12 protein-coding genes are annotated in these 19,169 nt (G+C 65.3%); 7 read left to right on the plus strand and 5 right to left on the minus strand.

Annotated elements, in window-relative coordinates:
* Positions 1–1,071, minus strand: a complete 1,071-nt coding sequence (locus LZC94_42255) for an ADP-ribosylglycohydrolase family protein (GenBank protein ID WXB14436.1) — start codon at positions 1,069–1,071, stop codon at positions 1–3.
* Positions 1,072–1,143: 72 nt separating this feature from the next.
* Here LZC94_42255 and LZC94_42260 point away from each other — a divergent pair, with 72 nt between their 5' ends.
* From LZC94_42260 to LZC94_42275, 4 genes are all read left to right on the plus strand, one after another.
* Positions 1,144–2,337 carry a TerB family tellurite resistance protein gene (locus LZC94_42260; GenBank protein WXB14437.1) on the plus strand — a complete coding sequence of 398 codons (1,194 nt, stop codon included), beginning with the start codon at positions 1,144–1,146 and terminating at the stop codon, positions 2,335–2,337.
* A gap of 172 nt (positions 2,338–2,509) precedes the next feature.
* Complete coding sequence (proC, locus tag LZC94_42265; GenBank protein ID WXB14438.1) at positions 2,510–3,349, plus strand: pyrroline-5-carboxylate reductase; 840 nt, start codon at positions 2,510–2,512, stop codon at positions 3,347–3,349.
* A 760-nt stretch (positions 3,350–4,109) separates the two neighbouring features.
* Entirely contained in the window at positions 4,110–5,999 is a 1,890-nt protein-coding gene (locus tag LZC94_42270) for a hypothetical protein (protein WXB14439.1), read from the plus strand.
* Positions 6,000–6,039: 40 nt separating this feature from the next.
* Complete coding sequence (locus LZC94_42275; protein ID WXB14440.1) at positions 6,040–7,062, plus strand: NAD(P)-dependent oxidoreductase; 1,023 nt, start codon at positions 6,040–6,042, stop codon at positions 7,060–7,062.
* 12 nt (positions 7,063–7,074) lie between these two features.
* Here LZC94_42275 and LZC94_42280 read toward each other — a convergent pair whose 3' ends face one another.
* Complete coding sequence (locus LZC94_42280; GenBank protein ID WXB14441.1) at positions 7,075–8,616, minus strand: right-handed parallel beta-helix repeat-containing protein; 1,542 nt, start codon at positions 8,614–8,616, stop codon at positions 7,075–7,077.
* A 226-nt stretch (positions 8,617–8,842) separates the two neighbouring features.
* Positions 8,843–10,699, minus strand: a complete 1,857-nt coding sequence (locus LZC94_42285) for a hypothetical protein (GenBank protein ID WXB14442.1) — start codon at positions 10,697–10,699, stop codon at positions 8,843–8,845.
* Positions 10,700–10,785: 86 nt separating this feature from the next.
* Between LZC94_42285 and LZC94_42290 the strand changes: the two genes are divergently transcribed.
* The gene (locus LZC94_42290; protein ID WXB14443.1) at positions 10,786–12,897 is read left to right on the plus strand and encodes a hypothetical protein; all 2,112 of its coding nucleotides are present in this window, start codon (positions 10,786–10,788) and stop codon (positions 12,895–12,897) included.
* Between the two features lie 42 nt (positions 12,898–12,939).
* On the opposite strand, the gene LZC94_42295 is transcribed toward LZC94_42290, so the two are convergent.
* On the minus strand, positions 12,940–13,761 hold the full coding sequence (locus LZC94_42295; protein ID WXB14444.1) for a hypothetical protein: 822 nt from the start codon (positions 13,759–13,761) through the stop codon (positions 12,940–12,942).
* 397 nt (positions 13,762–14,158) lie between these two features.
* On the opposite strand from LZC94_42295, the gene LZC94_42300 reads away from it, so the two are divergent.
* Together LZC94_42300 and LZC94_42305 are read left to right on the plus strand one after the other, a co-directional pair.
* Positions 14,159–15,982 carry a hypothetical protein gene (locus LZC94_42300; protein ID WXB14445.1) on the plus strand — a complete coding sequence of 608 codons (1,824 nt, stop codon included), beginning with the start codon at positions 14,159–14,161 and terminating at the stop codon, positions 15,980–15,982.
* 286 nt (positions 15,983–16,268) lie between these two features.
* Positions 16,269–18,032 (plus strand): YfhO family protein, encoded by a 1,764-nt coding sequence (locus LZC94_42305; GenBank protein WXB14446.1) that lies wholly within the window; start codon positions 16,269–16,271, stop codon positions 18,030–18,032.
* Here the strand turns inward: LZC94_42305 and LZC94_42310 are convergent.
* Positions 18,016–19,077 carry a M50 family metallopeptidase gene (locus LZC94_42310; protein WXB14447.1) on the minus strand — a complete coding sequence of 354 codons (1,062 nt, stop codon included), beginning with the start codon at positions 19,075–19,077 and terminating at the stop codon, positions 18,016–18,018. The two genes, LZC94_42305 and LZC94_42310, sit on opposite strands and share 17 nt — an antisense overlap.
* Positions 19,078–19,169: the final 92 nt, after the last annotated feature.

Consider the following 19,169-nt stretch of genomic DNA (forward strand, 5'->3'; position numbering starts at 1 on the left):
TCAGTGCTTCGCGGCCTTGTGCGACGCGCCGCCCGCGAGCAGCGCGTCGCCCGCCGGCAAGATCCGCGACGTGGTGCGCGCCAGGCCCGGCAGGGGCCGCCGGGCGCTGGGCGCGCTCGAGCTCGGAGCCGGCGCGCTGGAGCTGGAAACGGGTGCGCTCGAACCGGGAACCGGCGGGTCGGAGCCCGCGAGCTCCTGCACGAGCAGGGCCGCCGGGACATGCTCCGAGAGATCGGCCGCGAGGGTGCGCAGGTGGGTGGGCCCGAAGTGGCCATCGCGCAGGCGTGCGACCTGGTTCCATGGGAGGCAGGCGCCTCCGAGCAAGGTGCCCATCCAGGAGCCGAGGATGGCGCGCGGGGCGCGGGCGTGGACACCGACGACGGTGTCGAGCTGCTCCATGGCGGTGCGCGGGGTATCGCCGTAGCGCACGAAGGCAAAAGCTGCGAGCGGAACCGCCGATGTCGCGTCGTTGGAGACGCCGAGCTCGCGGGCGGCGAGGCCCATGGTCACCTTTTTCTCGACCAACTCGAGCGCATAGTGGAGCGCTACGACCAGCTCGGGCGCGCGCACCATGCCGCGGGCGCGATCGGCGAGGGCCTCGCGATCGCCGTTGGCGGGTGAGAGCACGCAGCCTGCTGCGACCTCGGCCACGAACAGGGCCGCGTCGATGGATCGTGGATCGGTGTGGGTGACCTCCGCGACGGCGTGGCCCACGGCGCATCGCCGATTGACATCGAAGGGAAACGCCGCGCCGATGATGGCCGCCCGCATGGCCGCACCACTGGTCGGAGCGGACGTGCCGGTTCGGCGAAGCCCCAGCGCAATGCAACCACATGCGTGCAAGGTGTCGGCGTCGGCGGCCCACGGGTGCCGGAGCGCCCAACCGATCAGCGCGCGACGAAAGGTGGAAGCGACTTGGTCGGCACCTGCACCGTCTCCGCCGTCGTGCAGCCGCGCGCGCGAAAGGGCGTTGGCGACGAGGCCCGCGTGGGCCGCGGCGACGCCGCTCGCATCGTTCACGGCGGCACCGAGCAACGTGCCTGCCAGGCGGTCTTGTCGGAAGAGATCCATGCGCGTGGATTCCGACGTTCGAGCGGTCCCGGATATTCCAAGGCACCGCCCTCCACGTGTACCGTACCCCCCATGCCCGACGCCACGCCCGACGCTCCGCCGCAGCCCCCGGAATCGGCGACTCTCGCGCTAGGTCAGCTCGTTCCCGTGCTCGCCGAGGAGGCGATGTTCGCGGCCCTGGCCATCCCGGGCGCGACCCGCGACGCCGTCGAAGGAATTTTGAAACGCCGCCACGACGCCCATGTGGCCTGGGCGCAAGGCCAGCCCTCGCCGAGCATGCTCGGGTCCGAGGACACATGGATCGTCTCGCTCGCGCGCGCCATCGCCCCCATCGCGCCACCCACATGGCTGCCCATGGGCGACGTGATCAAGCAGAAGGTCACGTTGGAGGTGGGCGCACGCGGTCTGCGCTCGCTCTTCTCGTCGAAGCCAAGCGACAAAGACGTGCAGCGCGTCAAGCGGCTCGGCACCCTGGCCGTTCGCTCCCTGCGCGCCGTCTTCTCCGCCGATGGTCTGATCTCACCGCTGGAGCGGCGCAACATCGCCGCGGTGGTCGCGTCGCTGGGCCTTCCGGACGCCGACGCGCAGTCGCTCCTCGACGAGGACCCCATCCGCGTGGAGCGCCTGGACGTCTACGGAGAGCTCGAGGTGGACGTGGCGCGCGCCATCCTGAGCGGCGCCTGGTTCGCCGCCGCCTCCGACGGCCTCGATCCGCGTGAGGAGCAAGTGATTCGCGCGCTGGCGGTCAAGCTTCACCGCTCGACGGAAGAAGTCGAAGAGGCGCGCAGCGCCGCCAACGCCCGCGTGGAGGCGGCGCGCGTGGTCGGCCTCGCGCTGGTGGACGTGACGCGCACCTTGCTCGCCGATCGCGCCAAGCCCGGCGGCCCCGAGCTGACCGGCGCGCTCGGGCGCCTCGCATCCCCTGCGCGCTACCACGACGAGGTGGTGGCGCAGGTGACGTCATCGGCGGCGGCTCCGGCGGTATCGTCGCCGCCCACGTCATCGCCGCAAAAGGCGCAACCGCCGCAGCCCGCGAGCCTCGCCAAACGCTACGCGAGCTTGCACGCCGAAGGCCGCGGCGCGCTGCTCGCCGCCGCATGGGCGGCCGCGCTGCACGAGGATCCGGCGCTCTCGCGTCGCTCGGCGCTGCGCGCGCGCTTCGATCGCATCGCGTCGGAGCTGGGTGATGAAGGCGGGCGCGTGCGCGGGGCCGTGGAGGGGCCGATCGACGAAGCGCTGGCCACGCTCGCGAGCGCCATGCGGTGAGCGGGTTCGCCGTCGCCTTTCGCGCCGAGTCGCATCGGGCCGCAATCGGGCTGCACCGCCATCGTGGCAGGTGCACGCAGTCGGACGTAGTTGCACGCAGTCGCAGTGCCGTCGCACGGCATCGCATACGCAGTCGTAGTCGCAGTCGCAGCCGGAGTCGCAGGAGTCCATCATGACCAAGGAACGAAGAACCGTAGGCTTTCTCGGCGCCGGCAACATGGCCGCCGCGCTCATCAAGGGGCTCTTGCACGCCGGCGTCTTTCTGCCGTCGGAGATCTATGCGAGCGACGCCAAGGCCGACCGCTTGAAGCACATTCAGACCACGCACGGCATCCGCGTGGCGAGCGACAACCACGAGCTGGCGCGCACGGTCGACGTCCTGGTCCTCGCGGTCAAACCGCAGGTGCTCGATCGCGTCCTCGACTCCATCGCGGGCGATCTCCGCCCCGACACGTTGATCGTCTCCGTGGCCGCCGGCGTCCCGCTCGAAGCCCTGGAAGGCCGCCTCCCCCCCACGGCGCGGGTCATCCGCACCATGCCGAACACCCCCGCCACGGCCCTGGCCGGCGCCACCGCCATTTCACCGGGCTCCCACGCCACCGAGGCCGATCTCGAAATCGCGCGCTCCCTCTTCGAAGCCGTGGGCCGCGTCGTCACCCTCGACGAACCCCTGCTCGACGCCGTCACCGGCCTCTCGGGCAGCGGCCCCGCGTACATCATGCTCATCATCGAAGCCCTCGCCGACGGCGGCGTCAAAATGGGCCTGCACCGCGACACCTCCCTCCTCCTGGCCGCCCAAACCGTCTACGGCTCCGCGAAGCTCCTACTCGACACCGGCGAACACCCCGGCCGCCTCAAGGACATGGTCACCAGCCCCGGCGGCACCGCCATCGCCGGGCTGCACACCCTCGAATCCGGCGCCCTCCGCAAAACGCTCATCGACGCCGTCGAAAGCGCCTCCCTGCGCGCCGCAGAGTTGGGCGCGCAAATGGCGGCGAAGATGAAGAAGTGACGGGGCGTGGGGGCCCACGGGCGCGTTCCAGACGAGCTATGTGCTCCATCGACGAACACGTTGTCCGTAGCAGGATGGCGGCGAAGATGAAGAAGTGACGGGACGTGGGGGCCCACGGGCGCGTTCCAGACGAGCTATGTGCTCCATCGACGAACACGTTGTCCGTAGCAGGATGGCGGCGAAGATGAAGAAGTGACGGGGCGTGGGGGCCCACGGGCGCGTTCCAGACGAGCTATGTGCTCCATCGACGAACACGTTGTCCGTGGCAGGATGGCGGCGAAGATGAAGAAGTGACGGGACGTGGGGGCCCACGGGCGCGTTCCAGACGAGCTATGTGCTCCATCGACGAACACGTTGTCGCGACGGACAGTTGCACGGGTGGCGGGCGGATTGCTCATGGCTCCAAATCCCCCCGCCGCCTATTCCCACGTTGAAAGGCGCGTTACCTTTGAATGTCAAAATGGTGCCGCGTCCCAAGCAGACTCGCGCAAATTACCGTGATACTAAAATAGCCTCGCGGGCATCTAGACACCTAGGCACCTAGGCACCCAGGTCGCGCGACATCCCCGTTCGTGCGACGTGCTGAACCGGCCGCACCGGCAAAGACTCCGGACCTCCAACCTCCGCATAGAACTTCGACCTCCCTCCGCCCTCGGTTGCTCACGGAATCGTGTCGAAGGCGCGGGTGGCGCGGATCGCCTGCTCGTAGGACTTCGCTCGCCTCGTCCGCGCCGTGTGATGTAGGTTGACGCGGACTTCCATGGCTTGGCTCGTCTGGATCTTTCTTACGCTTCTCGCGATCGTCTCAGGCTACGCCGTTGCCGCTGCGGTCTATCCCGAGCGGGGGCTCAGTCACCGACTCGTCGTTCTGCACATCGTTACGGCGTCGCTCATCTTGACCGCCGTACAAGCCTGCGGTTATTCGGGCCACCTAACGCCCGTTCCCTTGGGCCTATTCAGCTTATTGCTCTTCGGCGGAACGCTGTTCGTCGCAGGACGCTCCGCTGGCTGGGAGCACCTTCGGAAGATGGCCATCGCGGACGTGCGCACGCCGGGGCGCGTTCTGCAGGAGGCGTGGCAGCAGCGCGAGCCCGCGATCCTGATCGCCATTCCGGCGAGCATCGCGTTCGGCATGAGCCTCCTCATCGCATGGACGTGTCGCTCGTGGACGTTCGACCCGGTCTGGTTTCACGTCCCCATTACGGGATATGCCATTCAGAATGGCTCGCTCGCCTGGTTCGATTCACACAATGGCTTCATCTCGGGATACCCGAACGACGTCGAGTTGCTGGCCGCGTGGAATTGTATCTTTCCTCGCGACAACCGCTTCGACGAGACATCGCAATTTCCGTTTGCCACACTCGGCGTCTTCTTGACGGTCGCGTGGGCGCGCCACGTGGGCGCGTCCCGGCCCGTCGCAGCCGCGGCCGGTGCCGCATGGTTCGCCCTGCCGCCCGTGTTCTTGTTGACGCACACGAGCTACGTCGATATCGCATGCAACGCCGGAGCCGCGGGCGCGATCTACTTCTCCATGACGCGCCCCACGGCGAGGGATCGCTGGATGTCGCTGCTCGCGATGGGAATCTTCGTGGGAAGCAAGTACTCGGGCGCCTATCAGCTCGTGCTCTTGGCACCGTGGTTCGCCGCGCGCGCTGCCTGGGAGATCTGGAACACCCCCGGATCGCGCCTTCGTACCTTGGGCAGCATTGCGCTCTCGATCGGCGGATTTACCGCCGTCGGCCTTTGCAAGTACATCCAGAATGCCATTCACGTTGGAAACCCCGTCTATCCTTTCCGCCTCAAGTTGCCGATCGTGGGCATCGAGCTCGCGGGACCGGAGGTCGGCTTCGAGAATGTCGGCGCGGGCGGAGAATCCAAACCGTGGATCTTCGGAAGCGTCGCCGATCTGCAAACGCTGATCGACAAGTGGCTCATCGTCAAACCGAACTACACGCCCGAAGTGCACGACGGCGGGTTCGGCCCGTCGTTCTTGTGGCTGGCGCTCCCGTGCTTGGTCTTCGTCGCAGGCGACGTTCTACGATCGCGAAACTGGAAGAAAGGGCTCCCCCTGATCATCCTCTTCGTGCTCGTGCTCCGGCAACCGATGTCGTGGTGGCCGCGCTACACCCTGGCCGCGCCGCTCGCCGCGATGGTCGCGCTCGCGCTGATCCATACGCAGCTTCGCGTGATCTGGGTGCGGCTCGGGTTTTCGCTCGTGTTTCTTTACCTGGCTTGGATCGGGTTCCGCGCGGGGTCCGATGGCTACCGCGACGTGTACCCTCAGAAGGTCCGGCGCGCATGGAGCGCCTCGTGGGAGGAGCGCGCGTGGATGCAGCTCGAGCCGTTCCAATGGCCCGAGCATTTCGCGCGATTGCGAGAGACGGAGCTCGGGCCCGACGACGTCATTACGTACGATCAGAGCGCGAGCTTCATCGCCGAATATTTCTCGCGGGACTACCATACGCGGGTGACATACGTGAGCAGCAGCGGAGATCCCGAGGCCTACGTTCGGCGCCTGCGCGATCTCCGGGCGCGCTGGGCGGGCGTGACCCAAGGGAGCCCGGCGGAGCGTGCTGTTCAGCAAGCCGGAGGGGCACGCCTGTTCGTTGCTCCCGGCACGAGCTCCGTTCTTTATCGCATGCCGCAGTAGAGGCTAGCTTTTCTCGGGGTGAGTCTTCCATAGTGCGAACATGCTTGGTTCGAGAACCTACAATCACCCGGTGGTCGTGACCGGCGGCGCCGGATTCCTCGGCACCGAGCTGGTGAAACAGTTGCTGGAAGCCGGCTGCCCCGACGTGCGCGTAGTCGATCTTCATCCATATCCGGAAGGATCGGATCGCGTTCGATCGTTCTCACTCGATATTCGCTCGGGCGAGCTACACGCCGCGTTCGCGGGCGCCAAAACGGTTCTTCACCTCGCCGCGTGCCAATACCACTCACCGCTCGCCAAAACGACGTATCGCCTCCCCTTCTTCGGGGTGAACGTGGATGGTACCCGCCGCCTCCTGGCCGCCGCCGAGGAGCACGACCTCGAGCGCTTCGTCTTCGTGTCGACCAACATGGTCTACGGCCTGCCCCAGAGCCTTCCGCTTCGTGAGGATCATCCGAAGATCCCCATCGGTCCCTACGGCCATTCGAAGCTCGAAGCCGAGAAGTACGTCGAGCAGGCGCACGGGCGAAAGCTCGACACCGCGATCGTCCGCCCTGGGCTCATCGTGGGCCCCGGACGCATCGGCGTCATCGCGCGCGTGTTCGATTGGATCCTCGGGAACAAGCCCGTCGTCCTCATCGGCCGCGGCGACAACCGCTACGAGCTCACGTCCTCGTTCGACGTCGCGAGCCTCGTCTTCAAAGCGGGCCTGGCGAGGGGTCACGCGGTGTACAACACGAGCTCGGCCAACGTCCCCACCATGCGCGAATGGATCTCGCACGTGATCGAACACGCCGGCTCGCGCTCGCGCATCATCGGCATCCCGGGGCAGCCCCTCAAGCTCGCGCTGCAGGTCCTCGAGAAGGCTCGCATATCGCCTCTGCGCGGCGACCAATACGAAATCGCCGATCTCGATTATTACATGGACACCACGCGCGCTCGTAACGAGCTCGATTGGCGTCCGCGCTTCAGCGGCTTGGAGGCCGTCCTCGACACCTTCCGATGGTACACGTCGGCCGAGAGGAAGAACGCGGCGTCGCACGCCCGCGCGACCGCGCGGTGAACGGCGTCCGCGTCAGTTGATGATCACGTTGTCCGTGGCGGGCGAGCTGCACGAGCCGGGGTTGGAAAGGTGCCAGAACGGTAGCTTGCTCTCCGCCCAGCAACCGGCCGGCGGCTGCTGCGACGAGCCGGTGCGCCTCCAGACATTTCCGCTGACGGTGACGGGGAGCCGTAATTCCGGGCCGCGATCGTCGTCGATGGACATGTCCTCGAAGGTGTTGCCACCGGGGCTCGCCGGCGTTCCGAAGTCCACCGGCGCACCATTGAGATAAATAGGACTGGCAACGAAGGTCGACCCGCGCACGCGAATGACGTCCGCACTGGAGCCGCCGCCGATCGCGAGCCCCACGAAACGATGACCTTTGAAGAAACTGTCGGTAACGCTGGCGCTCCCGCCTTTGTCGTTCTGGAAGATCAAGGCATTCCTGGGATTGTCATGAAAGTTCCCATTCGTGATGCTCACGGACACCGGTGCGCTGTCGTTATGGGTCCAAATGCCGGAGCTCTCCGGATCACCCGGCGATCCGTTCTCGCCGATCTCCGTCCCCGTAACCGTGAGCGGCCCCACGCCGACCATATGAATCCCCCAGCTTCCATTTCCGATGAAGTGACCGTTGACGACGGTGACCCTTGCAGTGTCGAGGACCATCAACCCGGCCTCCGCATTGTTCTTCGCGTCGACGTTCTCCAGAGTGATTTTTGCCGTCCCCATGGCTTGAATACCGTGCTCCCCCATATCGTGCAATCGGACGTCGCGAACGCTCACGGTCCCGGCCTTCGCGAGGATGGCGGTGCAGAACTCCGAGACATCGAGCCCCTGCAGCTGCGTGTCGCCTGCGAGGACGAACGCGTAGCGGGCCGTGGGCTGAGCGCAGCCCACCTTGCGCGGGCCGACCAGCTTCGCAGCCGCGCTCTGTCCTTTGATCGTGATGCCAGCAGGCACGTTCGGCTCGCCCCCCCTCGGAACGGCATCGTCATTGGCCACCTCGTGGACGCCATCCTTTAGAAGAACGGTGTCTCCCGCCTGCGCCAGAGAGAAGGCCCTCTTGAGCGATCGGAACGGGTGGTCGTTCGTTCCATCGTAAGCTTTCGCATCGGGGCCGCCATCCGTCCCCGTCGGTGCAACCGTGATCGGAGTAATGGTCACGGCGTTTGCGACCGACGCCGTTCCCCCCGGTCCAACGATTTTGACGCCGTGCACTCCAAGCGGAGCGCCGTGAGGTACATTGATGGCGAAGACGATCTCCGCCGAAGTGTTGCGGACGATGGTTCCACGCAGGGCGTCGCCGACCGTAACGGAGGAGATTTCGTCCAGCTTGGCGCCACTCAGGTACACGACCGCCGGCGTGCTCGATGGCGCGGCCCCGGAGCCTTGCCGAATTTGGCCACCTTCGACCCGAACCCCCAAGATCTGCGGTGCCGACGGCAAGGGGATGACGTAGCCGTCCGAGCCCGCGTCCCCTCCCGGAGCGCTGGGCGGCGCATCGCTTCCGCACGACGCGAGCGAGATCGTCGCAGAGGCGCCCGCGAGCGCAGCCAACGCTGGGATCGACACGGCCCGTCTCGGGCGAGATAAGTAAAGCGGTAAGATTTTCATCGAGCTCAATGCGGGAACTTCTCTATTCCGCACTCCTAGCTGGGCGCATCCTATTCGCCTTCAAACGAGAGTACGTGGTCTTTTTCCAGATGTCGGGAGATCACCGATCGCTCGGCAGCCTCCTCCGGCGAAGGGCCTCACGGTCCGATAACCCGATGACCAACACCGTGCGGCGGTGGGCCCGCTAAGGAACCCTGGGCGCCGGCCCATCCCCCTGGGTCTGCCAGTCGCCCTTTTTTCGCCATAGCTCCCAGTCCCCCATTTTGCGGATGCGCACGCCGTGTTGGGTGGCGGCGGCGAGCTGGTCGCGGGTGGGGTTCCAGCCGTGGACGAGGACCAGCTCGAAGTTGTTCCAGACCTCGGGCCACTTGGACCAATCGGCGGAGTGGCCGGTGATGCGGTGAAAGTCGATACCGGCGCGGTAGCGGATGGAGCTGGTGGACACGATGGCGGGGTTGTCCGGCACCTGCCCGAAGCGATCGGACATGTAGTACTTGTCGACGTGCCAGTTGGGCTTCCACGCGAAGATGGCGCTGGTGTCGGGCGAGACCTTCACCATGTGCAGGTTCTGCCGATAAGGCGTTTGCTCGAGGACGAACTCGATGCCATTCGCCTCCGTCTGCTCGAACACCACCAGGTGCTTGTACCAAGTCCGCAAAAAGTCGCCCGTCCAGAGGACGATGCCGGCCACCACCGCGAAGCGCGCGAACCGCGAGACGCGCGCGGGGACCGGGGTGACGATGGCGGAGAAGAAGAGCCAGAGGGACACGCCGATCTGGCGCGAGCCCACGACGGGGTTGCTGGCGATGGCCTCCGGGAGGAAGAAATACGAAATGACGGTGATCGCGAAGGCCGCCTCCAGCACCGGGGGCTTGCGCCAGTGATGAAGGCGCGAGAACGCAATGGCGCCCAGCGCGAGGCCACCGAGCCCGTAGAGGGCAATCATGTCGGAATCGTCGGTGTAGATGTTCAGCGCATAGGCGAAGAGGTCGTGAAAGAGCCCGCTCGGCGTTTTGAACTCCGCGGCGAAGTTCTGCTCGATGCCGACGGTCCCCGTGGTCCCCGCGCCCTGAATCTTCCCCGAGCCGAACGCAAACGTATACCAATTGAAGAAGAGCAGCAGCGACGGAAGGGCCGCTGCGAACGCGAACATCGCGACCTTGGCCGCGCCGATCAGTCGCGCGCGAGCTTCGCCGCCCGTGCGCGTTCCGTCGGATGCGAGGGACACCGCTGCGCTGCTGCGCGCGAGCGCGCGAACGAAGTGGTAGAGCGTCAGGACGAACGTGAGGGCGCCCGTCCAGAGAAAGGCGTGGGCGTGCGCGAGAAAGGTGCAAATCAGGAGAATGGCCGCGATCCGGACCCGCCAGCGAGTCGGCGCCTCCAGCATCTGATGAAAGACGGGGATGGCCAGCACCATGAAGGGCGCGGCGAAGAGCAAGTTCGCAAAGCCCCCCACGTAATTCATATTGTAAACGAGCGGCACGCTCAGCACCGCGCCCCAGGCCGAGCGCCCGAAGGCGCGCAGCGCATACAGGTTCGCGAGCGGCACGCCGACCAAGTAAAACGTCATTCCCAGGCGCACGGCCGGCGTAACGCCGATGATCTTTCCTGCGTAACCCGCCACGAAATAGAGGAGCGCATTGGCGTTGAGCGGGTTCGGGGGATCGTAGAGCGGAGGATAGATCGAGCCCGCGCGACCGTAATCGGCGACGACCGCGCTCAGGCCGATGTGGTGTCCGAGGTCCTGCATCGGCTGGAACTTCCAGCGCCAGTAGGTCCATACGCTGAAGGCAAGCGCGACGAAGAGGACCACCAGCGGCAGCAGGGTGAGCGGCTCTGCGAGCGGATCGTCGTTGGGGTCGAAGCGCGCCAGAAAGCGCCGGCTGCGATCGCGAATGGGCAGCCAGCGGTCGCGGATGGCGCCGTAGTCCTGTCGAAGTGACTCGACAAAGCCGGGGTCGGGTGCGGGCGCGGGCGGCTGCGGGGGTTCTACGGGCTGCACGGGATCGGACTCGGGCGACACGCCGCGGGAACATAGCATGCCGGCGGCGGTCTCTTGCGAACCGCCGATCGCACACCTGCGCACCGCTTGAACGCTGCAGCCAGGGCGGACTACCCTCGCGCGACATGGTGAACGACGTTTCCCGCGGATCGTTGGCGTCCGCAGCAAAGCGCGCCCTGCGATCGGCGTGGAATAGCCGCTGGCGGGACGAAGTGGCCATATTCTGTCTCTTCGTGGGGATCACCATCGTCATGACGTGGCCCTACCCGAAATTTGCGGCGACGCATCTGCCGGCGGTCGGGATCGATGATGGTCTGATCAACGCCCGGTTCGTAAAGAACTTCCAAGACTGGGTTCTGGGGCGACGGCCGGGCGGTCTCTTCGACTTCGACTTCTTCTTTCCACATCCCTTGGCTGGAACGAGCAGTGATCCCTCGTTCGGCCTCGGAGCTTTGACGCTCCCACTGCGCCCTTTTACCAACAACTATCTCTTCCTCGTCAATTTCGCGACCTTGGCGTCGTTTCCCCTCGTGGCGCACGGAACGTATCTCCTCACGCGCGAGCTCACGGGATCGCGTGGGGGCGGTGTCTTTGCCGGCCTTGCGTTCGCGTTCTGTTTCTTTCGTTTGCATCACCTGGATCACGGCCACCTCCTTCAGATGCAGTGGCTCCCTTATGCTCTGACCTATCTCCATCGCATGCAGCGCGAAGCTACGTGGAAGAACGCGGCCTTGCTCTGCGTCTTTGTCTTTGCAGCGTGCGCGGCGAGCAACAACCTTGGTATCTATTGTGTCCTGGTCTTGCCGTTCGTCGGCCTTTTCGTGATCGGCACCGCGCCCAAAGAGACGCGACTACTTTGTGCATCGCGAATCGCGTTAGCGGGGGCGCTCGCCGTCGCGATGCTCGTTCCTGTGTATTCTCCGTACCTACGCGCGGCAAACCTGTGGCTAGGTGCCAAGCAAACATGGGAGGTGCTGCAGTACTCGGGACGTTTGGAGAGCTTTTATGCGGCGCCTTCGTCGAGCGCCCTCTACTCGAAAAATGCCATCTACGCGTTCAACGAAGGTCCGATGTTCATCGGTTTTTCGGTGCTCGCGTTTGCCGCGATAGGCCTGGTCTGGTTCGGTCGTTCCGCGCGACGGAAGCCAATGACATGGTTCCGCTATATCTATTTCTCTCTGGCGGTCGTCTTTGGCATCCTCTGCCTCGGGCCGCAGATTCGCTTCAAGGATCGCGTTCTCGCAAAGGGCATTTGGGACTATTTGACGCTGCTGCCTGGCTATGGCTCGGTCCGCACCCCAGGGCGTTTTTATTTCGTCACGGCGATGGGCCTCGCGTTGCTCTCGGGCTGCGGGGTAGCCCTCGTCCTGGCACGCGCGAAGTCGAGGTGGTTGCACGTCGCGCTCTCCATTGCGGCCTCGCTCGTGCTTCTATTCGAGCTGCGCGCCACCCCCATTGGGCTGCGCCCGTTCGACAGCTCCGAGGACACGACCGCGGTCTATCGCGCCCTGGCGGCCGCTCCACAACCGGGGGCCGTGGTCGAGCTTCCGCTCTCTTGGGATCAAGAGATGCGCCAGCGGATGTACCACCACATGATTCATGGCCGACCAACCGTCGACGCCGTGTCATCGTACAGCCTCTACTATTTTTCTATGACGGAGGACGCACAGTTCAAGGGCGATGACGGCCTTCAAACCATCTCGGAATTGCACGCGGCAGGCCTGCGATACGTGACGCTGCGCAATAACTCGCTGAATCTCGAGCAGCGCGCTCGCTACATGTCGCTGATCTCGAGCGTGGGTGCCAAGCCTTGGCGCACGGTCGGCGCCTACGACATTTTCGAGCTCCCGCCGCCTCCCAAGACCGTGCCCCTCCAAGCGGACCGGGTTACCGTCGACGTGGCATCCGGCACCAGCAGGTGGGCACCTTCGGGGACGACGGGGGGGTTCGAAATAAGGCTCCACTCGAAAATGGACGAGTTCATGTTCGAACGAGGACCGCGGTGGCTCGATCTGGACGTCAGCATGGACGCCCCCGGTGCCCCGGCACATGCCACGTTTCGCATCGGGCTCGCCCCCGTGCTCATGGCACCGCACAAACCACAACAACTCATTCGAAAGTTTCTGACGTGGAGAGTCCCCCCTGGAAACTACCGAACCAGGTATCGAATCCGGGAAGGGAGCACCGTTTGGGCAGAAGGCGAGGTCGAGCTCACCTTCATGCCGCCGAAACAGTGACCCCGGGGGAACGATCGCGCCGCCACGACAGGCGGCCGAGCCTCAGCGCGGACGCTCCGCGACGTAAATCTTCCACGGCCCCGAACGATCGGAGCCAAAGTAGATCCGGCAACCGTCGGGCGAGATCCAACTGGGCCGCTCGTTTCCCGACGAGTTCTGATTGAGCTCGACCACATTGCGGATGCTCGAGGAGACGAAGGCATCGTTCACGGTGGGTCGGGTGGCGGTCCAGATGTCGTCCTTTTGGAACCCACCATCACGACCCGAGCCAAAGAAGATCGTCAGTCCGTCGGAGCTGAGGATTGGAGCCGACTCGATTGCTGCGGAGTTCAAGTTGGATTCGGCTGTCGCGGTGGCGAACGAGCCGTTGACGAGCGCGCTGTGGTAGATGTCTCCCGCGCCTACGGCGTCGGTGACCAACCAAAGCTCCTTGCCGTTCCAGATCCACGGATAGCCCACGTTTCCATCGAGTCTAAATTCGGTGATCGGCCTACCGCCGCCAAAGTCCGACGCGCCTGGGCTCCGTCGGTATTCGAATATCTGCCAGCCACCGCCGCTCGATCGATTCGACGAGAAAAGAAGCTGGGTCTCATCGGAATTGATCCACGGGTACATGTCTCGTACCGGTGAGTTTACCGCCTTGAGCCACGTCAACCTGGCATTGGATCGGTTCAATTGGACGATATCGTCCGACCCCGACGCCGATGCATTCGTGGCGCTGGTGGCGAAATAGATCGTTCGCTCGTCGGGCGTGAGCCTAGCCCCTTCGCTGCCATCCGGAATTCCCTCGACGGGCACCGGGGACGTGAAGGGGCGCGTCGTATCGCATGGCGGCGCTGCGTCCTTCGCGCTCGAGTCATTCATGCCCGAGTCATTTGCAGGCGGAGGAGCAGGGATGATGAGCGACCCATCGGGCACTGAATCCTTGGACGCTGCCGGTGAGCTCTCGGAGGAACACCCCCCATCGAGCGCAGGCGCGGTGCCTACGAGAGCGGCAGCCACCATCAAGGCTGTACGGTGAGTTTTCATTGCGTTCACATCATCCTTCGGCCTTCTCGCGCGCGAAGCGTCGGGCGCGAGACGCGGATGCGCGATCTACCCGGTTCCGCCGTGAACCGCCGCAAATTCGCGCATCCGCCCGCTTTTTATCGCGCCCCTCGCGCTGCCGCGCCGGCCAACACGAGCGGAAGCCCGCGGCATGAACGACGCTCGCCCACGTCAGCGCACTCTTGAGCTATAGGAGAACCCAGAGAGGAACCACGTGACCTTCGCGAAAATGGCCCGAGCGCCCGGTATCGTCGCGGTGTTCTTCTCGCTGCTCTTCGTCGTGTTCACCACGGTGTTTCCGTACATGGCGACGCTCAACAACCCGAACGAGAACGTTCGCGTGTACATGACCATGGCGGTGGTGGAGCAGCACACGTTCCGAATCGATTCGATTCTGGAGCGGCATGGGTACGTGAACGACATGGCGCGGGCGCCGGATCCGAAAAATCCGGCCGAGTCGCATCTTTATTCGATCAAGGCGCCGGCGGTCAGCTACCTGGCGGTGCCGGTTTATTGGCTCTGGACCAAGGTGGGGCCGCGCGTGGGGTACCCCGTGCCCACGCGTTTTTCACCGCCGGAGGAGAAGGCCGCCTGGTTCATGGCGAGCGTGGTCCTATTTCGGCTCTGCGTACTTCAGATACCGATCTTTCTTTTTCTGGTGGGCTACGAAAGGTTCCTGCGCGCCGTGAGCTCCGACGTCGCGCTGCGGCTGATCACGGTGGCCGCCGTGGGCGTGGGGACGAACTTTCTTGCGTATACGTTGATGTTCGTCAGCCATAGCTTCTTTGGTATGGCGGCGTTCACCTCGTTCGCGATCACCACGCGCGAGCGGGCCCTCGTTCACGATGCGCGCCGGAGACGGCCTTGGGCGGCGTTTTTCGCGGGGTCGTTCGCGGGGCTCGCGACCTTGGCCGAGTATCAGGCATTTCCCGTCTCCGTGGTGCTCTCGCTGTATGCGCTCATCGTGTTCTACCGGCCGACACGGCTCGCGGCGTTTGCGCTCGGGGGGTCGATCTGCGCGGCGGCGCTCATGTTTTATCAATGGGCCTGTTACGGCAATGCCTTTACCCCCGGGCACAAAATGGCCGAAAATGCGCAATTTGCGGCGTGGCATCAGTCGGGGTTCTTTGGCTTGAGCGCGCCGAGCTGGGATACGTTTCGGCAGCTCTCGTTCAGTCACGCCTTTGGCTTCTTCGGAATGAGCCCGTTCATGTGGCTCGGGCTCCTCGCCATTCCATTCGGGCTCGTGCTCGGGCGAGGGACGCGCGACGAGAGGCGGCGACGGCGGCTCGCGTCCCTGTTCTGGATCCTCGCCATGCTCGCGCTCTTCGTGCCCATCAGCGGCGCGGTGAACTGGCGCGGGGGGTGGACGCTGGGGCCTCGCTTCTTCGGCGCCGCGCCGCCCTTCTTTGGCTATGGCGCGCTGGTGGCGCTCGAGCACCTCGCGCAGCGGCGGCCGTGGCAGCGTGCCCTTGCGCGGGGGGTCGCCGGGGGGCTCGCGCTGGCTGGCGTGGTGCAGCTCGGGTTCGTGGCGCTCGTGTTCAACACGTACCCCGAGAGCGTGACCCGGCCGCTGCCGCAGGTGGCGTTGCCGCTCGCGCGGCTTGGGTTCGTACCCCATCACGCGGGGGAGCTCGTGGGATGGCGCTCGCCGGCGTTCTGGTACTTCGTGGTCGCGTGCCTCGCGATCGCGGCGCTCCTCGCGGCGCTTTGGCCCGTTTCGGATCGCGTCGGCACCTACGCCCTGCGCCTGGGCGCGATGGGCGCCATGTTCTACATGGGGTTGGCCCCCGCCTTCAGCGCGCCCGAGCCGGACGAAGGCGGCGACGGCGCGGGCGATCTGCGCTTCTTCGCCGCCCAGTGGGAGCCCAAGGGCCGCGACCGCATCGCCCAGCTGCGCGAAACGGCGGAGCGCCATGGTCCGCGCGGGCCTTGCCTCTGGTACCAGCTCGCCGACATGGAGCGCATGGTCCACTGGGACGCCGAAGCGGCGCGCGACGAGAAGCGCGCCAATGTGCCGCGGTCCGAGTGCCCGTAAATCGAGCCTTCGTAGGAGCGCCCACCTCGTTTCATCCCTTACGCTCGGCAACGTAGATGCCGCGCGCACCGCTCTTATCGGCCGACGCCCGTCGTAAGTTGCTACCCGTATGCACGTATGGGTGCGGCATGTCGCGCGATTCGCGCATCCCGCGCGCGATTCGCGCATCCCGCGCGATCATCGCCGCAAGCTGAACCACATTCGCCGAGGAACGCGGCTCCCTCCTTCGAGCCTGCAAACGCGCACGCGTGCTACAAAGTAGCAGCGCCCCCAAGCCCCTCCAACGATGCCAAATCCGAGTTCCCCCGAGCCGCCGATCGCATCCCTTCGCGTCCGCGCCGCGATCCTCGGAAGCCTCGCCGTCGTGATGAGCACCCTGGCCTGGTACACCATGCTGGGTGCCTACCCCCGCACGCAGCAGGGCGACGGCATGACGTTTCACAAGACCATCGACGCCGCGCGCGTGAGCGTGCTTCGGTATCACGAGCTGCCGCTGTGGAATCCGTACGAGTGCGGGGGCATTCCCCTTTGGGACAATCCACAGCAAGTGGCCGCGGCGCCGCTCGCGTGGCCGGCCTTGATCGTGGGCACGACGGCGGCCATGTATTTTTGGTACGTGATCCACGGCGCGTTTGGCTTCTTGTCGATGTGGCTCCTCTGTCGATACGAGCTGCGCGCGTCGTGGATGGCGGCCTTCATCGGCTCGTGTGCTTGGGCCTTCAATGGTTTTCATCAGCACCACTATTCGGGCGGCCATCTCGCCTTCGTCGCCTTCGAGTATTTTCCGCTCGCCATTTTGCTCTGGCGACGGGCCGAAGCGGATCTGCGAGCGGCCGTCGGCTTGGGGGTGCTCGTCGCGTGGATGTTCTACGAGGGTGCCGTTTACCCATTGCCGCATCTCGCGCTGTTCCTCGGCGCGGAGACGCTCACGCGCGCTTGGCCGGCGAGGCGGCTCCTCCCCATCGCGCGCGCCGCGGCCGTCGTTCTCGTGGTGGGCTTCGTCCTCGGCGCGGCCCGCATTTTACCCGTCTTGGCGCAGATCCGAGCGCACGCGCGCGAGCTCGGAGTCGAAGGAGACGTTCTTCGAGGGAAGACCTTCCTCCGCATGTTTCTCGCCCGCCATCATGAGCGTGAAGTGCCCGGGCAGGAGTATGTCTGGACGGAGTACAATACCTATCTAGGGCCCATCATCCTGGTGCTCGCCCTCGTCGGGATTGCGCTGGCCGGGCTCCGATATGCTTGGATCTATGCGCTCCTCGCCCTCGCCGTGGCGTTGATGTTCGGCCATTTTGCGCACCTCGCGCCCTGGTCGATCCTCAAAGGGCATGTCTTCCCGTTCAAAGAGATGCGCGTTCCTTCGCGCTTTCGCTGCGAGACGAGCTTGTTCCTCGCCATGTTCGCCGCCATCGGGCTCGATGAGCTCCGCGAGATGATTCGCAGTCGCACCAAATCGATCGAGCACGCCACCGCAGCGGGGACGCTGCTCGTCGCGCTGGCGTGCATCGGGGTCGGGGACATGCTCAGCGTCAGCCTGTCGTGGATCGAGACCCGCTTCACCAATCCGAGCGCGGGCAAGGTCGTCCCGGCGGCCCACCTCTATTACGGCGGCCCCAGGCTCGCGACGTTCATCGACCAGCCGCAACAAAACCGCGGTGAGCTGGATTGTTGGGACGAATGGGGTTTCTCCGCCGGAGCGCCGCTCTGGCAGGGCGATCTGCCGCAGGCGCGCGGCGCAACGAGCGATGTCGTCGTCGAAGCCGTGAACCGTACGCAAAACACGTTCACCATGGATGTCACGGCGGCGAACGCAGGACGGGTCCTCGTCAATTCAGCGTACGATCGAGGATGGCGCACGGACACGGGGACCTTGCTCGAGGTCGACAAGCAGCTCGTCCTCGAGCTCCCGGCAGGGCGCCATCACGTCCGGCTTCATTACTGGCCGCATGGCCTCACCCTCGGGTTCGTGCTCACCCTGATGGGGATCGCCGCGACCACCGCGTATTTCGTCTGGGAGAGGCGGCGAAGGCGCCCGATCAGTGCTTCGGCATGATCTCGGAGTAGGTCACGAACGCGATCAACCCGAGCATGAGCAAGAGCCCCACCGCGTGGATGCGCGCCTCGATTTTGGCGTCGGGTTTGCGGCGGGAGGTGGCCTCGAAGAGCAGGAACAGGAGACGGCCGCCGTCGAGGGCGGGGATGGGTAGCAGGTTGAAGCCGCCCAGGTAGGCGCTCAACATGCCGAGCAGCTTGAACGTGTCGCCTGCGCCGCGTTCGACGGCGCCGCCGACGGTGCGGACGATGCCGACGGGGCCACTGAGCTCGGCCTTGGTCTTCCCCGTGATCCAGAGGCCGAGCCCCTTCACGAGCTCGTAGACGACCTTGGGCGGCTCGGTGACGCTCAGGAGCGCGGCTTGGCCCACCCCGATTTTGGTGACGCGGACGGGGGTGCCGATGAGGATTTTGCCCTCGATGCTGTCGCCGCTCTTCGACTTCTCGCCTTTGGCGGCGACGGTGGGGTGCTTGATTTCGGTTTGGCCGTCGCGCTCGATGGTGACGTCGATGGGCTCGCCGGCGTGCTTGCCCACCGCCTGACGAAGCTCGTCCCAATTGTGGATGGCCTCGCCATTGACGGCGACGATTTTGTCGTTGTCGCGCATACCGGCGGCCGCAGCGGGGCTCTCCTGCATGACGGTGATGTGCATGCTCTGATCGTCGACGTCGGTCCGGCCGGCGATGAGGAAGCCGATGAACATGAGCACCGACGCGAAGAAGTAGTTGGCCAGGGGACCGGCCGCGATGGTCACGATCCGGCCCCAGAGCGGCGCGTTGGCGTAGCTGCCCGTGTCCTTTGGGTCCTGCTCCTCGTACGGGTTCATGCCCGCGATCTGCACGTAGGCCAGGAAGGGGATGATGGCGACCTGGAAAACCGTGGGGCTTCCCTTGGGGCGGTGCTTCCAGATCGTGGGCCCGAACCCGATGGAGAATCGGATGACGCGCATCCCATATCGCCGCGCCGCCAAGTAGTGGCCGCCTTCGTGGACCACCATCAGTACGGCTAGACCAAGCGCAGCAATGAGGTTGTGGGCAACAGACATGGGGTCAGTCTAAAACCTGAAGCCGATTGACGCCATCCGAGCCGTAAATCAGCTCCGAGAAAGCTCCCGCACCGGAGACCCCGTCACGAGGA

This window comes from Sorangiineae bacterium MSr11954 (genome assembly GCA_037157815.1).
Classification (GTDB): Bacteria; Myxococcota_A; Polyangia; order Polyangiales; family Polyangiaceae; genus Pendulispora; species Pendulispora albinea.

Bases quoted from the DNA above. Each gene is read 5' to 3' on its own strand.
- proC (WXB14438.1), top strand. From the start codon at position 2,510: ATGACCAAGGAACGAAGAACCGTAGGCTTTCTCGGCGCCGGCAACATG.
- LZC94_42290 (WXB14443.1), top strand. From the start codon at position 10,786: ATGGTGAACGACGTTTCCCGCGGATCGTTGGCGTCCGCAGCAAAGCGC.
- LZC94_42255 (WXB14436.1), bottom strand. From the start codon at position 1,071: ATGGATCTCTTCCGACAAGACCGCCTGGCAGGCACGTTGCTCGGTGCC.
- LZC94_42305 (WXB14446.1), top strand. From the start codon at position 16,269: ATGCCAAATCCGAGTTCCCCCGAGCCGCCGATCGCATCCCTTCGCGTC.
- LZC94_42270 (WXB14439.1), top strand. From the start codon at position 4,110: ATGGCTTGGCTCGTCTGGATCTTTCTTACGCTTCTCGCGATCGTCTCA.
- LZC94_42310 (WXB14447.1), bottom strand. From the start codon at position 19,077: ATGTCTGTTGCCCACAACCTCATTGCTGCGCTTGGTCTAGCCGTACTG.
- LZC94_42275 (WXB14440.1), top strand. From the start codon at position 6,040: ATGCTTGGTTCGAGAACCTACAATCACCCGGTGGTCGTGACCGGCGGC.
- LZC94_42295 (WXB14444.1), bottom strand. From the start codon at position 13,761: ATGAATGACTCGAGCGCGAAGGACGCAGCGCCGCCATGCGATACGACG.
- LZC94_42285 (WXB14442.1), bottom strand. From the start codon at position 10,699: ATGCTATGTTCCCGCGGCGTGTCGCCCGAGTCCGATCCCGTGCAGCCC.
- LZC94_42260 (WXB14437.1), top strand. From the start codon at position 1,144: ATGCCCGACGCCACGCCCGACGCTCCGCCGCAGCCCCCGGAATCGGCG.